Genomic DNA, 16,825 nt, shown 5'->3' on the forward strand with positions numbered 1-16,825 from the left:
TTAATAAGTTATTATAGAAGTTGTTAAGGAAATTTATTATCTTAAATATTTTAAATATAAACTAACTTAATAAAATATTTAATATTACTTACAACTTATATAATTATAGATTTAAATAGAGGTGATAAAATGAAAATAGATAGAGTTAATAATGTATTAAGAGAAATGGAAAAGCAAGGTTTAAGTCAGATGCTAGTGTCATCACCACCAGCTATATTTTATTTAACTGGTAAGTGGTTTTCACCAGGAGAAAGATTAGTTACTTTATACTTAAATACTAAAGGAAATCATAAGCTTATTGTTAATAAGTTATTCCCAGTTTACGAAGACTTAGGAGTAGACTTAATTTGGTACACAGATATAGAGGATCCAATACAAATATTATGCACAGTTGTGGAGAAAGAAGAAGTTATAGCTGTGGATAAAAATTGGCCATCACATTTCTTAATTAGACTTATGGAAAATAAGGGAGCAAAGGCTTTTGTTAATGGTTCTCCTATTATTGATAGATTAAGAATGATTAAAGATGCTGAAGAAATAGCTTTAATGAAAAAGTCATCAGAGATTAATGATAAAGTTATGATAGAACTTTGGGATAACTTAAAAGAAGGAAAGACTGAAAAGTACTATGCAAGTCTTTTAGCAGAAATTTATGAAAGCCATGGAGTAAATGAATTTTCATTCCCTCCAATAGTAGCTGTTAGCCCTAATGGAGCTGATCCTCATCATCATTCAGATAAAACTCCAATAAAGAAGGGTCATAGTATAGTAATTGATATTGGCGGAGTTTATAACTCATATTGCTCAGATATGACAAGAACAGTATTCTTTGGAGAAGAACCAAGTGAAAGACACGCAGAAGTTTATAATATAGTTAAAGAAGCTAATTTAAGTGCTATAAGAAAAGTAAAAGAGGGAGTTAAGTTCTCAGAAATAGATAAGGCTGCTAGAGATTATATAGAAAATGCAGGCTATGGAGAATACTTTACTCATAGAACTGGCCATAGTATAGGAATAGAAGATCACGACTTTGGAGATGTAAGTTCAACTAACGATGAAGAAGTAAAGACAGGAATGATATTCTCAATAGAACCAGGAATATACCTAAAGGATGATATTGGAGTTAGAATAGAAGACTTAGTACTAGTAACTAAAGATGGATGCGAAGTACTAAACTCAGTAACTAAAGAGATAGTAGTAATTAAATAAAAAAATTGAGCTGTCTTTAAGGCAGCTCAATTTTTTATTATTTATTGTGCGATAGCACATCTCTATATTACTTCAATTATTTTATTCATAAGAGAAGTGAATTTTTCTTTTACCATATTAGAAGTTTCAACTACTTCCTCATGATTTAATGGTTGATCTAGTATTCCAGCAGCCATATTAGTTAAGCATGAAATACCAAGAACCTTCATTCCAGAGTGAGCAGCTATTATAACTTCAGGAACTGTAGACATTCCAACAGCATCAGCTCCAAGAACTCTAGACATTCTTATTTCAGCAGGAGTTTCATATGTAGGGCCACTAAACATCATATAAACACCTTTCTTTATATCGATGTTTAATTCTTTTGCTACATCTTCTGCTTTCTTAATAAGCTCAGGAGTATAAGCACTAGACATATCAGGGAATCTTGGACCAAATTCTTTAAGGTTTGCACCTATTAGTGGATTATCTCCAGAGAAGTTAATTTGATCATTTATTATCATTAAGTCTCCTGGTTTAAAGCTTGTATTTACAGCACCAGCAGCATTAGTTACTATTAGTTTTTCTACTCCAAGAAGCTTCATAACTCTTACTGGGAAAGTAACTTCACTTAAAGGATATCCTTCATAAAAGTGGAATCTTCCTTGCATTGCTATTACGGTTTTTCCATTAAGTTTACCAATAACTAATCTTCCTACATGACCTTCTACAGTAGATACAGGGAAATGAGGTAACTCTTCATAAGGGAAAAATTCAGGTTCTTCTATAGAATCAGCTAAAGAGCCAAGACCAGAACCTAAAATTAAACCGATTTCAGGTTTATATTTAGACTTTTCTAGAATGAAATCAGCAGCAACTTTAATTTTTGTTGATAAATCCATATATTACACCTCTTATAAGTTTTATTTTGTAACTTAAATATAACTTAGTTTAAAGAAAAGATAAAGGAAATTTATATTTTGCAAAGCAAAATAATGAAAAATTAAGAATTAAGAATGAAGAATTAAGGAAAAAATCCTTAGGGATTTTTGAATAAAAAGTGTATCTCACTAATTTAATTTTAAGTTTTGCTATGCAAAACCTCCTTAATTTTTCATTCTTAATTTTTCACTCTTAATTTTTTAAAATGATGTCTGCGACCTTAACTACGTCTCCGGCACCTACAGTTAAAACAATATCATCTTTTTCTACTTTAGATTTTAAGTAATTTGCGGCTTCTTCATGACTATGAACGTTTATGCATTTAAGGCCAGTAGATCTAATTGCATCTCCTAATTCCTCAGATGAAACAAGTCCTGTATCTTTTTCTCTTGCTGCATAGATGTCCATAAGTAACAGCTCATCTGCTTCATTAAAGCAAGTAGTAAAGTCATTAAATAAAGTTTTTGTTCTAGTAAAGGTATGAGGTTGGAATACTGCATAGATTTTCTTATTAGGTATTAACTTAGCAGTATCTAATGTAGCTTTGATTTCAACTGGGTGATGAGCATAATCATCTATAATAGTAGCGCCGTTAAATTCACCCTTATATTCAAATCTCTTGTGAGCACCCTTGCATTCTTTTAATCCTTCAATGATAGATTCATATGGAAGGTTAAATATTAAGCCTACAGCTATAGTTGATAAGGCATTTAATACATTATGCTTACCAGTTGTACTTAAAGTTACTTCAAATAAGTCTTTGTTGTCCTTATTTACAGTAAAGGTAGCACAACCCTTATTATCAAATCTGATATTAGTAGCTCTAATATCACCTTCATTAATTCCGTATCTGATAACATTACATTTAGCTTTATCTAATACTTCTTTTACATTATTATCTTCACAGTATCCAATTAAATATCCATCTTCAGGAATTATATTAGAGAATTTCTCAAAAGTTTCTTTTATATGATTTAAGTCTCTATAATAATCTAAGTGATCAGCGTCAATATTTAAGATAATACCTATATATGGATAAAATTTTAAGAATGATTCCTTATATTCACATGCCTCAGTTAAGAAGTATTCGCTATCACCTATTTTAAAGTTACCATCAATAACATCTAATTCTCCACCTACCAATATAGTAGGGTCTAAATCAGCTTTTAAAGTTACATGAGATAACATTGAAGTACACGTAGTTTTTCCGTGAGTACCTGCAACAGCAACGTTGAACTTATGTCCTTTCATAATTAATCCTAAGAATTCAGCTCTATCTACTAAGGTAATGTTTTTATCCTTAGCTTCAACTATTTCAGGATTATCTGAAGGTATAGCAGCTGTATAAACTACTAAGTCAACATCTTTTAAGTTTTCTTTATTGTGACCTATGTAAATTTCAGCACCTTCAGCTTTTAACTTGTTAGTTAATTCTGACTCCTTAGAATCAGAACCAGATACTTTAAAACCTTTAGTAAGTAAAAGTGCTGCAAGACCACTCATGCTTATTCCACCAATTCCTATAAAGTGGACTTTTTTATTTATATCTCTATTAAGATCGAATAACAAAATATCAACTCCTTTATTTTTGAAAACAACATATTAATTTATTTCAAATAGGTTTCACTTTATAATTATATACAAATTTAAGAAAATGAACACATTAAAAAGCTATATATTCAATAATTTAGGCAATTTTTATGAAAAACTTCTATGGGAAAGATTAACAATACAACTTATTTGATTTGTAAATGATTAAAACCTATTGATATTGAGAAAAATATAGAATAAAATATGAATATTAGTATGATTAAATTTAAAAATAATTCGGAAAATTTTACAGATGTAGGTGATTAATTTTGGAAAAGTTAAGTAGAAATAGTAGGGTTGTTGCCATTACAAAAATATTAACTGAAAACCCTAATAAGGTTATTGGCCTTAATAAGTTTTCAGATTTATTAAATGCTGCTAAATCAACCATAAGTGAAGATATAGTTATAGTTAGAGAAATTTTAGAAAAATTAGAAATGGGTAAGGTTGAAACTATTGCAGGAGCAGCTGGGGGAATTAAGTATATTCCAGGAATAGAAAACGAAAGTAGAAAAAAGTTTGCTGAAGATTTATGCGAAATGTTAAAGGATGAAAGTAGAATAATACCAGGTAACTTTATTTATATGACAGATTTAATGTATAATCCACAAATTATAAGTAAAGCTGGAGTTATTTTATCTTCTGTTTTCTGTAATAAGGAAGTTGATTATGTAGTTACAGTAGAAACTAAGGGTATTCCTTTAGCTTATGAAGTAGCAAGGAATCTAGGCATCCCGCTAGTTATTATAAGAAGGGATAATAAAGTTACAGAAGGATCTACAGTTACTATTAATTATGTATCTGGAACTAGTGGAAGAATTCAACAGATGTCATTATCTAAGAAATCAATGAAGGTAAAAAGTAAATGTATATTCATTGATGATTTCTTAAGAGGTGGTGGAACTGCTGAAGGAATTAAGGATTTATTAAAAGAGTTTGAAAGCGAACTTATAGGTATTGGAGTACTAGTTGATAATATAAGTGTTGCTCAAAAAAGAGTAGAGGACTATATTTCAATTGTAGAACTTAAACACTTAGGAGAGTCGAAAAATTTAGAAGTGAAGCCTTCAAATTTGATTTTTGGATAGGATAAGGAAAGAAAACTACAATAAAGTTGCAAAATTTATTAAAAAATTAAAAAAATTTTAAAAAGTTTAAAATTTCAAGAGGATTTTTACAAATTTTATAGAATTTAATATCTATCAGAGCAACGGAGGTGTAGTGCAATGACAATAACTGATGTAAGAATTAGAAAGATAGCTTCAGATGGAAAAATGAAAGCTATAGTTTCTGTTACATTTGACAATGAGTTTGTAGTTCATGACATTAAAGTAATCGAGGGGCAAAATGGATTATTTATAGCAATGCCAAGCAGAAAGACACCAGATGGAGAGTTTAAGGATATAGCACATCCTATAAACACAGACACTAGAGAAAAGATTCAAACATCAATCTTGGAAGCTTATGAAAAGGCTAAGGTTGAAGATGAGTCAGAAACAATCGTTGGATAATGTAAGAAAAAAGAGTATATTGCAAAATTATAATAAAAATAATTTTGCAATATACTAAAGGGTAAATAGTTATTAAGATTAGGAATGTTTCACAAGGGATAAATAATTTGTGAGGCAGGCCTTTTTTTGTATACAAGGATTTAATTAAAGATTCTGGGATTATATAGGGAGAAATAAGGTTGAAATACTAACTTTAATACAATATAATAGAATGAGATGTTCACGAACGTTTTTTAAAAAAGTTACAAATTTGTCCTTAACATTTGACAGTGAGGTGTGTTTTTATGTATAAATGTTCATTAATATTAGCAGCAGGCCAAGGAAAAAGAATCAAATCAGATTTACCTAAGGTTTTACATAAAGTTGCTGGTAAAGAAATGGTTAATCATGTTATTGATACAATGAGAAAAGCTAGTATTGAAGATATAAATGTTATTATAGGTAAGGGAGCAGAGCTTGTAAAAGAAAAGACAGCTTCTAGAAATATAAGTTATTCATTACAAGAAGAGCAACTAGGTACAGGTCATGCTGTAAAGTGTGCTATTGATTTCCTAAAAGGGAAAAAAGGTGTAGTTGGAGTATTTGCAGGTGATGCACCTTTAATTAAGTCAGAAACAGTAGAAAAATTATTTGATTTACATATTTCAGGTAACAACGCAGCTACTTTATTAACTTCAATTGTTGAAGATCCAACAGGATATGGTAGAGTTGTTAGAAATGGCGATGATGTATTAAAGATAGTTGAGCATAAGGACTGTAATGAAGAAGAGCTTAAAATTAATGAAATGAATGCAGCTATTTACTGCTTTGATATAGAAAGTTTATTAAATTCTCTTGAAAAGTTATCTAATGATAATAATCAAGGTGAATATTATTTAACAGATGTTATAGGAATACTAAAAGAAGAAGGCAAGAAAGTAGGAGCTATAGAGATAGATTATGAAGAAACTATAGGTGTAAACTCTAGAGTACAACTTGCTGAGGCAGAAGAAATATTAAGACAAAGAATTAACTTAAAACATATGGAAAATGGAGTTACAATAATAGATCCAAGGTCAACATATATAGGTGATGACGTAGAAATAGGAAAGGACACTATTATTTATCCAGGGAATGTCATTGAAGGTAATACTAAAATAGGTGAAAGGGTAACTTTATATCCAAATTCACGTATAGAAAATAGTATTATTTTAAATAATGTAGAAATTCAATCTTCAGTTATAATAGATAGTAAAATCGGGGAAAGTACCACTGTTGGACCATTTGCTTATATAAGACCTGAGTCTGTAATAGGTAATAATGCAAGAATAGGTGATTTTGTTGAAATTAAAAAGTCTACTATAGGAAATAATACTAAGGTATCTCACTTAACTTATATAGGAGATGCTAAAGTTGGAGAGAACTGTAACTTTGGATGTGGAACAGTAGTAGTAAATTATGATGGAAAAGATAAGCATACAACAGTTATAGGAAATAATAGTTTCATTGGATGTAATACTAATTTAGTTTCACCAGTTAAAGTAGAAGATAATACTTATATTGCAGCAGGTTCAACAATAGTAAATGACGTGAAAGAAGGAGAACTTGCAGTTGCAAGGGCTAAACAAAGAAATATTGAAGGTTGGGTTAGTAAGAGAAAGCTTACTGATAAAAAATAATATATAAGTTGCAATAAAATTTTTACATTTTATTAATTTATACCTCATATTAAAACGTTAATAAATTGAAATAGCTTGACAACTTATATAAAAATTAAAAGATATATATGCTTTCAATTGATGTAGTTTACTTTAAAAGTATTTTTTACTTAAAGTAACATAAGTATTAAAAATGTAGATTACTTATTGAAACATATATAATAATAAACAAAAGTGCCAAAAATATTAAGGAGGTCCTCATATAATGATAACCCATGGAAAAGATATAAAGATATTTACTGGAAACTCACATCCAGAATTAGCAAAGGAAATTGCTGATATTTTAGGATTACCGCTAGGTAAGGCTAAGGTTTCTACATTTAGTGATGGAGAAATATCAGTTGATATAGGAGAAACAGTAAGAGGAGCAGATGTTTTCATAGTACAATCAACAAGCTCACCTGTAAATAATAACCTTATGGAACTATTAATAATGATAGATGCCTTTAAGAGAGCTTCAGCAGGAAGAATAACAGTTGTTATGCCATACTATGGATATGCAAGACAAGATAGAAAGGCTAAATCAAGAGATCCAATTACTGCAAAGTTAGTAGCTGATCTTTTAACTGCATCAGGTGCACATAGAGTATTAACTATGGACTTACATGCAGCACAAATTCAAGGATACTTTAACATACCTGTAGATCATTTATTAGGATCACCAATATTAGGACAATATTTTGTAGATAAAGGCTTTGATGATAGAGATGATGTTGTAGTAGTATCACCAGATTTAGGTAGTGTTACAAGAGCTAGAAAGTTTGCTGATAGATTACATGCTCCAATAGCAATCATTGATAAGAGAAGACCTAAAGCTAATGTTTCAGAAATAATGAATATAATTGGTGAAGTAAAAGGTAAGAGATGTATCCTAATAGATGATATGATAGATACAGCAGGAACTATTGCAAATGCCGCAAATGCTCTTAAGGACTTAGGAGCTACACATGTTTATGCATGCTGTACTCATGGAGTTTTATCAGGACCAGCTTTTGAAAGAATAAATAATTCAGCAATAGAAGAACTAGTTATGTTAAATACTATAAAATTACCAGAAAAAGATGATTTAGTTAAGTTTAAAGCATTATCAGTGGCTCCTTTATTTGCAGAAGCAATTAAGAGAATTTATGATGATGAACCAATAAGTAAGTTATTTGAAGTTTAATACATATTAGGATAAAAAGCCTCTAAAAAGCACAAACTTTTTAGAGGCTTATTAATTATAAAAAAGGAAAAAACAGTTAATAATCTGTTACAAATATTAATTATTATTTATAATTTATTTAAAAGTACTCATATTATTTTTAAATGAATTATAATAAAAACAAGGATGGTGTTAATATGGATAATAAGTTTGGAAAGATATTAATAGTAGATGATGATGAGAATATATGCGAAGTTATAAATATGTACTTGGTAAGCGCAGGCTATGATACGAGAAAATGCAATAATGGAAAAGAAGCTTGTAATTTATTTTCAGAATACAAGCCAGATATTGTATTACTAGATATAATGCTTCCAGGTATGGACGGAATAGAAGTATTAAAATGGATTAGAAAAAATAATGAAATACCTGTAATTATGCTTACAGCTAAAGGTGATACTTTTGATAAGGTGTTAGCATTAGAAATTGGTGCTGATGATTATATAGTAAAGCCTTTTGAGCCTAAGGAATTACTAGCTAGAGTTAAGGCTGTTATGAGAAGATACAACTATGATGAAAAAGATACAGAACTAATAACTTTTTCTGATTTAACAGTAGATTCAGCTTCATATAACGTAGTATATAAAGGTGAAGAAATAAAGATGCCACCAAAGGAATTTGAACTTCTTCACTATTTAGCAAGTAATAAAAATAAAGTCTTCACTAGAGAACAATTGCTTTGTGAAGTTTGGGGATATGATTATCCAGGAGACTCAAGAACTGTTGATGTACATATTAAGAGATTAAGAGAAAAAATAAATGGTGGAGAGAACTGGCAAATTGAAACAGTTTGGGGAGTAGGATATAAATTTGAGGTGAAATAGATGAGGAAAAAGGGGTTAATTTATAAGTTATTACTTACCTTTTCCTCTATTACTGCAGCAGTTATGATTTTAGTAGGAATGTTTTTATCTACTTGGATAAATAGGGAGTACTCTAGGGAGGAGTTAGAAAGAACTGCAAGATATATAGAAATTGTAGAAGAAGCTACTTCTGAATTTTTAAATAAAAATAATGAAGTAGGCTATGAAGACTTAAAAAATACTATGAAAATTATCAAAGTATCTGTAGAAATGGATTCTATAATCGTAGATAATCAGGGATATGTTTATGCAGTTTCAGATGAAAGGTTAGATTACTTAAAGTATTCCAAGTTAGATATTAAGGATAGCGATATGAAGTTATTAAAATCAGGAGAGATGCTTCAACATAATTTTATAAGAAGGGATGATGAAGTTAAGGGGACAGCATATTTAAAACCTTTGTTTAGTAATAATAATTTTAATGGAGTAATTATATTAACTAAGCCTATATCATCTGTAAATGCTTCCAATTTATATACTATTATATGGCTTTCAGTTTTAAGTGCAGTTATATTATCTAGCATAGTAGCCTATTACTTTGCTAAAAAAATATTAATTAAGCCTTTATCTGAAATTAATAATGCAGCTAAGAAGCTAGCACAAGGTGAAGTGGAAAAAAGAGTTTATATAGATTCTCAAGATGAGATAGGAGATCTTGCCGAATCCTTTAATATAATGGCTGAATCACTAGAGAAGGTAGATACTGTTAGAAGGGAATTTATATCAAATGTATCTCATGAGATTAGATCCCCAATTACTTCAATTAAGGGATTTGTTACAGGAATTATTGATGGAGTAATTCCAAGGGATAAAGAAAATTATTACTTAAATATAGTTAATGATGAAGTAAGTAGACTTTCAAGACTAGTAACAGATTTACTAGATATATCATCTATGGAGTCGGGGAAATTTAATCTTAACATTATAAGAATGGATATAAATGAAATAATAACACTTTGTACTTTGAATTTAGAAGGAAAAATAAAAGAAAAGAATATTAAGGTAGACGTTATATTTAATAAAAATCATGAATACTGTCTAGGTGATAGAGATAGGATTATTCAGGTTGTTACTAATATTTTAGAGAATGCTATTAAATATGGAAGGGAGCAAGGGGGAAGAATTCAAATTGAAACCTATGCTAAGGGAGATCACATATATGTAAGCATTTTTAATAATGGACCTAATATTCCAAGAGAAGATATTAATAAAATTTGGGAAAGATTTTACAAAACAGACAAATCAAGAACAAATAAAATTAGTACAGGTCTAGGATTATCAATAGTAAGGCTGATATTAACTCAACATAACCAAGATATATGGGTTAATAATATTCAAGGTAAAGGAGTTAAATTTACTTTTACTCTAAAAAGAGAAGAAAAATAGATAAAGTATTGTATGGGGTGATGAGGATGAAATATGATGAAAATTTAAATGAAAATGAAGATTTATATGATGATAATCGTCCTCCAATACGATTTAAAAGAAAAAAGGCTAAGGCTAACTTAATTATATTTTTTAAAAGTATTGTTTTATTCATTATAGTTGGAATGTTTGGAGCTTTATCTGCAAGTATATTAGTTGAGTTTAAATATAATAATTTAAATAAGGTTCTGCAAGAAAGAAATAATATTATTGTTGATTATTCTAGTCTAATAAATAATGTTAAGGATTCAATAGTAACTATTGCTTCAGATAAGAATTATTTAATGGAAAATAGGTATATTGAAGGGAATTCTACTGGAATTATAATAGAGAATAACGGAAGAATACTAACTAGTTATTCTAAAGTTAAAGAAATGAAGGATATTTATGTTAAGGTTCCAGGAGGAGGCACTGATCCGATAAAAGCAGATTTAGTAGTTTTCAATGAGGATATAGATGTAGCAATAATACAAATAGTTTATAATGGTAAGCTAAAACCTATTAGGTTTGCCTCAAAGGAAGAGAAAATTGTAGGTGAAAGAATTGTATTAATTAGTAACTCTGTAGGAGATAGCTATATAGATAATATTATACCTGGAATTATAACTTCAATTAATAGAAGCATAGAAGTAAATAATACAGAGTATAGTTTAATGGAAGTAAATACACCTATTACAGAAGTTAACACTGGTGGACTTATATGTAATTTAAGTGGGGAACTTATAGGATTTGCTAGTGAGAAGGTAAATGATGCTATGAACAGAAAAGATATGTACTATATAGCGGATTTCACATCATTAGATGAGATTATTAAATCTACTAATGGAATAAAAGATATATTAGGAATTATTGAAGGGGGTTTTAGTGAAAATGAAGAGCTTGATGATGCTATAGGGTTGTATGTGACTAGAATAAAAAAAGATAGCTCATCTTATAAGGCAGGATTAAGACCTACTGATATAATACTAGAGATAGATGGGTATAATATAAGTGATATTAATGAAATATATAGAATATTAGATGAAAAGAATAATAATGATATACTTAAATGTAAAGTTATGAGATCTGGAAAAATAATAGAATTAGAAATAGAATTAGGAAACATAAAAAAATAGTAACTCTTTAGTTGCTATTTTTTTTAAAGGACTTTTATTATTGTAAAAAACTAGTATAATAATAAATATGCCAAATAAACAATAGGAGGAAAGAGCTATGTTTTTAGTTGTAGGCCTTGGCAACCCAGGGGATAAGTATGATGGAACTAGACATAATATTGGATTTGAAGCTATAGATTACATTTCAAGCAAGTATAATATAGATGTTACTAGGGTAAAATTTAAAGGTGTAATTGGAGAGGGATTTATAGGTGGAGAGAAGGTCATACTTTTAAAGCCAACAACATATATGAATTTAAGTGGAGAAAGTGTTAGGGAAGCAATGAGCTTCTATAAGTTAACAGAAGAAGATATCGTTATAATTTATGATGATATTAGCTTAGAAGTTGGTAAAATAAGAATAAGAGAAAAGGGAAGTGCTGGTGGGCATAATGGAATTAAAAGTATAATTTCTAATATAAACACAGATGTATTCCCAAGAATTAAGATTGGTGTAGGACAACCAACTGGTGATTTAGTTTCTCATGTTTTAGGAAGATTTAGCAAAGAAGAATCAGAGGATTTAAAAGAAGTTATAGAAGTTTCTTCAAAAGCTGTTGAAATAATAATGAAAAGTGGAACAAAAGATGCAATGAATGAATTAAATGGATTTAAGCTATCAAAAAAAGCATAGTAAGGATGGTGTATTTTAATGAGATTAAAGGGAGTATTGCAGCCCTTAAGTGAAAACTCTACTTTTAATGAAATAATATCTAGCATTAAAAATAAAAAGTATCCAATTAGTATAAATGGATTATCTGATTCGGGTAAAAGTTATGAAATATATGGTATTTTTGAAAAAATAGATTCCTCCATGGTGATATTAACTCACAGTGACATGGAGGCTAAAAACATATATGAGGACCTAAGTTTTTATACAAATGATATATATTATTTTCCTGCAAAGGAAGTGGTTTTTTACAATATAGATGCTATTTCAGGTGATTTAAGATGGGCTAGGTTAAAAGTGATAAAAGAGATGATGAAGGATTCTAAGAAGATAATAGTAACTTCGATAGATTCTCTTACTTCAGTTTATACACCTAGAGCATTATTTGAAGAATATAATTTTGAATTAAAGGTTGATGATGAAGTTGATTTTAAAGCTTTAAGTCAAAAATTATTAGAATGTGGATATGAAAGAGTGGAAGCCGTTGAAGGTAAGGGAGAATTCTCCTTAAGAGGGGGAATATTAGATGTCTTCCCGCCAACGACTACTTATCCATATAGGATAGAGCTTTTTGGTGATACTATAGATTCTATAAGAACTTTTAATACTGAATCACAGAGAAGTATTGAAAAGGTTGACATGATGGAAGTGTTTCCTGCTAAAGAAATTATATTAAATGAAGAAGCCTTAAATAGAGGAAAAGAAAGCATTTTAAAGGAATTTGAAGAAATTAAGGGTAAGGGAAGTTCTGATAAGGAGAGAATAGAGAAGCTTGAAAAAATAGTAAAAGCTAATATAGAAGCCTTAACTGAATTACTTACTTTTGAAACTGTAGATAGTTATTTGCCATACTTTTATGAAAAGCCAAATAGCTTTTTTGACTATGTAGAAAATTATACATATGTTGTAGATGATATTAAAAAATGTGAAGGTAAACTAGAGAGTTGTTACTTTGAGTTTATTGAGAACTATGAAGCTTTCCTACAAAGGGGAGGTATATTGCCGTCTCAAAATAGACTCTTAATAGATAAGAATGATTTATTAGAAAGATTAGATAATCAAAAAGTTATAACTTTAGATGTTTTTGAAGCTAACAGCAATTTCTTAACACCTATTTCAAAATATAATGTTAATGCATTAACATTAAATAGTTATCAAGGTCAATTAGATTTATTAATTGAAGATATTAAGGAAAAGAAGGAAAAGGGATTCAAAACTATTATCTTATCTGGTACAAGAACAAGAGGAGAAAGACTTGTAAATACATTAAGAGATAGAGAAATAGAAAGTTCTTACAGAGAAGATATACAATCTATAGAGTTTGGAGAAGTAGTTATTACATTTGGTAATCTTTTAAAAGGTTTTGAGTATCCAGATTTAAAAATATGTATTATATCAGATAAAGACGTATTTGGAGAAGCTAAAAGAAAAATTTCCAACAGAAAGAGTCAGAAAAAAGGCGTAGGAAAAATAAAGAGCTTTGCAGAATTAAAACTTGGTGATTATGTAGTACATGCAAATCACGGAGTTGGCGTGTATAAGGGGATTAAACAAATAGAAGTAGGGGGACATAAGAGAGATTACTTAGATATAGTTTATGATAAAGGTGACAAGCTATATGTTCCTGTAGATCAATTAGATTTAGTTCAAAAATATATAGGTAGTGAGGGGAAAACTCCTAAGGTAAATAAATTAGGAAGTAACGAGTGGACTAAAGCTAAGGCGAAGGTTAAGAAATCAATAAATGAAATAGCTGAAGATTTAGTTAAGTTATATGCTACAAGGGCTACTCTTAAAGGATATAAATTTAGTAAAGATACAGAATGGCAAAGACAATTTGAAGATGAGTTTCCATTTGAAGAGACTCCAGATCAATTAACATCATTAGAAGAAATTAAGGCAAACATGGAATCAGATAAGCCTATGGATAGACTTTTATGTGGTGATGTTGGATATGGAAAAACTGAAGTTGCAGTAAGAGCAGCATTTAAAGCAGTAATGGATGGAAAGCAGGTAGCTTTCTTAGTTCCAACTACTATTTTAGCAGAGCAACATTATAAAAATATGCTTAAAAGATTCTCAGACTTCCCAGTTAAGATTGATATGATTAGTAGGTTTAGAAGTGCTAAAGAACAAAAACTTACATTGCAGGCAGCTAAGGAAGGGAATGTTGATATAGTTATTGGAACCCATAGATTAGTTTCTAAGGATATAGTATTTAAGGATTTAGGTCTATTAATAATAGATGAGGAACAAAGATTTGGAGTTGCTCAAAAAGAAAAAATTAAGAGTCTAAAGAAAAATGTAGATGTATTGACTTTGAGTGCGACACCTATTCCAAGAACTCTTCATATGTCTTTAACTGGAGCTAGGGATATTTCTGTTATAGAAACTCCACCAGAAGAAAGATATCCGATACAAACTTACGTAGTTGAGCAAAATGATCAGCTTGTTAGAGATGCTATATTAAGGGAAGTAAATAGAGAAGGCCAAGTTTACTATGTTTATAATAGAGTTGATAGCATAGATGCTATGGCTAAGTATATTAGTGAACTAGTACCTGAGTGTAAAGTTGGAATAATTCACGGACAGATGACTGAAAGACAGTTAGAAAAAGAAATGATTAGTTTTATGAATAGAGAGTATGACATTCTAGTATGTACAACTATTATAGAAACTGGAATAGATATACCTAATGTTAATACTATGATAATTCACGACTCTGATAAAATGGGATTATCTCAGCTATACCAATTAAGAGGTAGAGTAGGAAGATCAAATAGAATAGCCTATGCATACTTTATGTACACTAAAGATAAGGTTCTAACAGAAGTAGCTGAGAAGAGGCTTAAGGCACTTAAGGACTTTACGGAACTTGGATCAGGATTCAAAATAGCCATGAGAGACTTAGAAATAAGGGGAGCAGGAAATATGATGGGTTCAGCTCAACATGGACATATGGCTGCTATAGGGTATGATTTATACTGTAGGATGTTAGAAGATACTATTAAGATAGTTAAAGGTGAAATTGAGAAGGAACCGATTGAAACAACAGTAGATATTAAGGTTGATGCATATATACCTGGAACGTATATTGAAGATGAAATTCAAAAAATTGAGGTTTATAAAAAGATTGCTGCAATAGATGGACTAGATGACTATATGGATATTAAATCAGAGCTTGAGGATAGATATTCAGAGATTCCAGAACCAGTATATAACTTAATGGATATAGCTTATATAAAGGGTAGGGCAAAGCAACTTTCTATAGAAGAAGTTAAAGAAATGCCAAAGGAAATTAGATTTATTTTTGCTGATGGAGCAGGTAATATAAATAATGTATATAAGAATTTATTAGAAAACCATAAGGATAAGGTATTCTTAATGTTTGGAGAAAAGCCATACTTTGCAGTAAGACTATCAGAAATTAAAAAAGAAGGCATGCTAGGACTATTTAAAGAGATGCTAGATAACTTAATTAAAAATATTTAAAGTTAATTTAAAAAATTGAATAACTGTCACAATATTGATATACTATTGATGTACAATTATAGGGATTAAAACAAATTATATAGAAATGAGGGAACATCATTGATTAGAATTAAAAAATTAATAGCTGTAGGAGCCTTAAGTATTTTTGCTTTTTCAGCTGTAGGTTGTGAAATGATTCAAAGAACACCTGAATCAATTAAAAAAACAGTTTTAGCTAAGGTTGGAGATTTAAAAGTTACAAGGGGAGAAGTTGATGAAATAGCAGATCCTTATTTAAGCCAATATGGTTCAGATTATGATACTAATCCTGATTTGGCAGAACAAGTTAAGGCTTTAAGAACTCAAGCACTAAATCTTTTAGTTGAGCAAAAGATTATGATTAAGAAGGCTGAAGAGCTTGGTGTGGAACCAACTCAAGAAGAAATAGATGCAGGTGTTACAGAATATATTGAAGGCTTAAAAGAAAGCTTAGGTGGTGAAGAGGCTTTTAATAAAGCATTAGAAGATATTGATTTAACTTTAGAAGAATATACAGCTAAGTTAAATGAAAGTATTAAAAATAATCTTGCAACAAATAATGTTACAGAAGAAATATTTAAGGATATAAATATTACAGATGATGAAATAAAGACTTATTATGATTCACACTTAGATAGCTTTAAGGAAGCTAATGTATCACACATTCTAATCAAGGATGAAGAAACTGCTAAAGAAATAAGAGAAAGAGCAGCTAATGGCGAGGACTTCGCAGCTTTAGCTAAAGAGTTTTCTGAAGATACTGGAACTAAAGAAAATGGTGGTAGCTTAGGTGTTACAACTTATGATACAACAAAGTATGTTACAGAATTTACAGATGCCTTTAAGAAGTTAAAAGATGGTGAAATTTCTGATCTTGTAAAGAGTGATTATGGATATCATATAATTAAAGTTACTGATTATAAAGAAAAGTCATTAGATGAAGCTAAGGATACTATTAAGTCTAGCTTAGAAAATGAAAAGAAAAATGAATTATATACAACTACTATAGAACAATGGAAAAAAGATCTTAAAGTTAAAACATATGAAAAAAGACTTTAATTAATAATTAAT

At 29.5% G+C, this 16,825-nt stretch carries 13 protein-coding genes; 11 read left to right on the plus strand and 2 right to left on the minus strand.

The window, feature by feature from the left end; genetic code table 11:
* Positions 1 to 129: 129 nt before the first annotated feature.
* Positions 130 to 1,209, plus strand: coding sequence for a Xaa-Pro peptidase family protein (locus E6248_RS05120; protein WP_316339738.1), 1,080 nt, complete (start codon positions 130 to 132; stop codon positions 1,207 to 1,209).
* Positions 1,210 to 1,271: 62 nt separating this feature from the next.
* On the opposite strand, the gene E6248_RS05125 is transcribed toward E6248_RS05120, so the two are convergent.
* Together E6248_RS05125 and murC are read right to left on the minus strand one after the other, a co-directional pair.
* On the minus strand, positions 1,272 to 2,090 hold the full coding sequence (locus E6248_RS05125; RefSeq protein ID WP_156625684.1) for a purine-nucleoside phosphorylase: 819 nt from the start codon (positions 2,088 to 2,090) through the stop codon (positions 1,272 to 1,274).
* Between the two features lie 232 nt (positions 2,091 to 2,322).
* Positions 2,323 to 3,699 carry a UDP-N-acetylmuramate--L-alanine ligase gene (gene murC, locus E6248_RS05130; protein WP_316339739.1) on the minus strand — a complete coding sequence of 459 codons (1,377 nt, stop codon included), beginning with the start codon at positions 3,697 to 3,699 and terminating at the stop codon, positions 2,323 to 2,325.
* 290 nt (positions 3,700 to 3,989) lie between these two features.
* Between murC and purR the strand changes: the two genes are divergently transcribed.
* The 10 genes from purR (at position 3,990) to E6248_RS05180 (ending at position 16,813) form a co-directional block, all read left to right on the plus strand.
* Entirely contained in the window at positions 3,990 to 4,808 is an 819-nt protein-coding gene (gene purR, locus E6248_RS05135) for a pur operon repressor (protein ID WP_316339740.1), read from the plus strand.
* 138 nt (positions 4,809 to 4,946) lie between these two features.
* On the plus strand, positions 4,947 to 5,231 hold the full coding sequence (spoVG, locus tag E6248_RS05140) for a septation regulator SpoVG (RefSeq protein ID WP_316339741.1): 285 nt from the start codon (positions 4,947 to 4,949) through the stop codon (positions 5,229 to 5,231).
* A 284-nt stretch (positions 5,232 to 5,515) separates the two neighbouring features.
* Entirely contained in the window at positions 5,516 to 6,889 is a 1,374-nt protein-coding gene (gene glmU, locus E6248_RS05145; RefSeq protein ID WP_316339742.1) for a bifunctional UDP-N-acetylglucosamine diphosphorylase/glucosamine-1-phosphate N-acetyltransferase GlmU, read from the plus strand.
* Positions 6,890 to 7,133: 244 nt separating this feature from the next.
* Complete coding sequence (locus tag E6248_RS05150) at positions 7,134 to 8,093, plus strand: ribose-phosphate diphosphokinase (protein ID WP_316339743.1); 960 nt, start codon at positions 7,134 to 7,136, stop codon at positions 8,091 to 8,093.
* Positions 8,094 to 8,269: 176 nt separating this feature from the next.
* The gene (locus E6248_RS05155) at positions 8,270 to 8,956 is read left to right on the plus strand and encodes a response regulator transcription factor (protein ID WP_316339744.1); all 687 of its coding nucleotides are present in this window, start codon (positions 8,270 to 8,272) and stop codon (positions 8,954 to 8,956) included.
* A complete protein-coding gene (locus E6248_RS05160) occupies positions 8,957 to 10,381 on the plus strand; it encodes a HAMP domain-containing sensor histidine kinase (protein ID WP_316339745.1) in 1,425 nt (474 codons plus the stop codon).
* 26 nt (positions 10,382 to 10,407) lie between these two features.
* Positions 10,408 to 11,535, plus strand: a complete 1,128-nt coding sequence (locus E6248_RS05165; protein ID WP_316339746.1) for a S1C family serine protease — start codon at positions 10,408 to 10,410, stop codon at positions 11,533 to 11,535.
* Positions 11,536 to 11,632: 97 nt separating this feature from the next.
* Positions 11,633 to 12,208 carry an aminoacyl-tRNA hydrolase gene (gene pth, locus E6248_RS05170; RefSeq protein ID WP_316339747.1) on the plus strand — a complete coding sequence of 192 codons (576 nt, stop codon included), beginning with the start codon at positions 11,633 to 11,635 and terminating at the stop codon, positions 12,206 to 12,208.
* An 18-nt stretch (positions 12,209 to 12,226) separates the two neighbouring features.
* Entirely contained in the window at positions 12,227 to 15,736 is a 3,510-nt protein-coding gene (gene mfd, locus E6248_RS05175) for a transcription-repair coupling factor (RefSeq protein ID WP_316339748.1), read from the plus strand.
* Between the two features lie 99 nt (positions 15,737 to 15,835).
* Positions 15,836 to 16,813, plus strand: a complete 978-nt coding sequence (locus tag E6248_RS05180; protein WP_316339749.1) for a peptidylprolyl isomerase — start codon at positions 15,836 to 15,838, stop codon at positions 16,811 to 16,813.
* The last annotated feature ends 12 nt before the right edge of the window (positions 16,814 to 16,825 follow it).

Origin of the sequence: Clostridium sp. (assembly GCF_032552055.1) — a bacterium.
GTDB lineage: Bacteria > Bacillota > Clostridia > Clostridiales > Clostridiaceae > Clostridium.

Coding starts and splice junctions, on each gene's coding strand:
- E6248_RS05120 (WP_316339738.1), top strand. CDS start 130: ATGAAAATAGATAGAGTTAATAATGTATTAAGAGAAATGGAAAAGCAA.
- E6248_RS05125 (WP_156625684.1), bottom strand. CDS start 2,090: ATGGATTTATCAACAAAAATTAAAGTTGCTGCTGATTTCATTCTAGAA.
- spoVG (WP_316339741.1), top strand. CDS start 4,947: ATGACAATAACTGATGTAAGAATTAGAAAGATAGCTTCAGATGGAAAA.
- glmU (WP_316339742.1), top strand. CDS start 5,516: ATGTATAAATGTTCATTAATATTAGCAGCAGGCCAAGGAAAAAGAATC.
- E6248_RS05150 (WP_316339743.1), top strand. CDS start 7,134: ATGATAACCCATGGAAAAGATATAAAGATATTTACTGGAAACTCACAT.
- E6248_RS05155 (WP_316339744.1), top strand. CDS start 8,270: ATGGATAATAAGTTTGGAAAGATATTAATAGTAGATGATGATGAGAAT.
- E6248_RS05160 (WP_316339745.1), top strand. CDS start 8,957: ATGAGGAAAAAGGGGTTAATTTATAAGTTATTACTTACCTTTTCCTCT.
- E6248_RS05165 (WP_316339746.1), top strand. CDS start 10,408: ATGAAATATGATGAAAATTTAAATGAAAATGAAGATTTATATGATGAT.
- pth (WP_316339747.1), top strand. CDS start 11,633: ATGTTTTTAGTTGTAGGCCTTGGCAACCCAGGGGATAAGTATGATGGA.
- mfd (WP_316339748.1), top strand. CDS start 12,227: ATGAGATTAAAGGGAGTATTGCAGCCCTTAAGTGAAAACTCTACTTTT.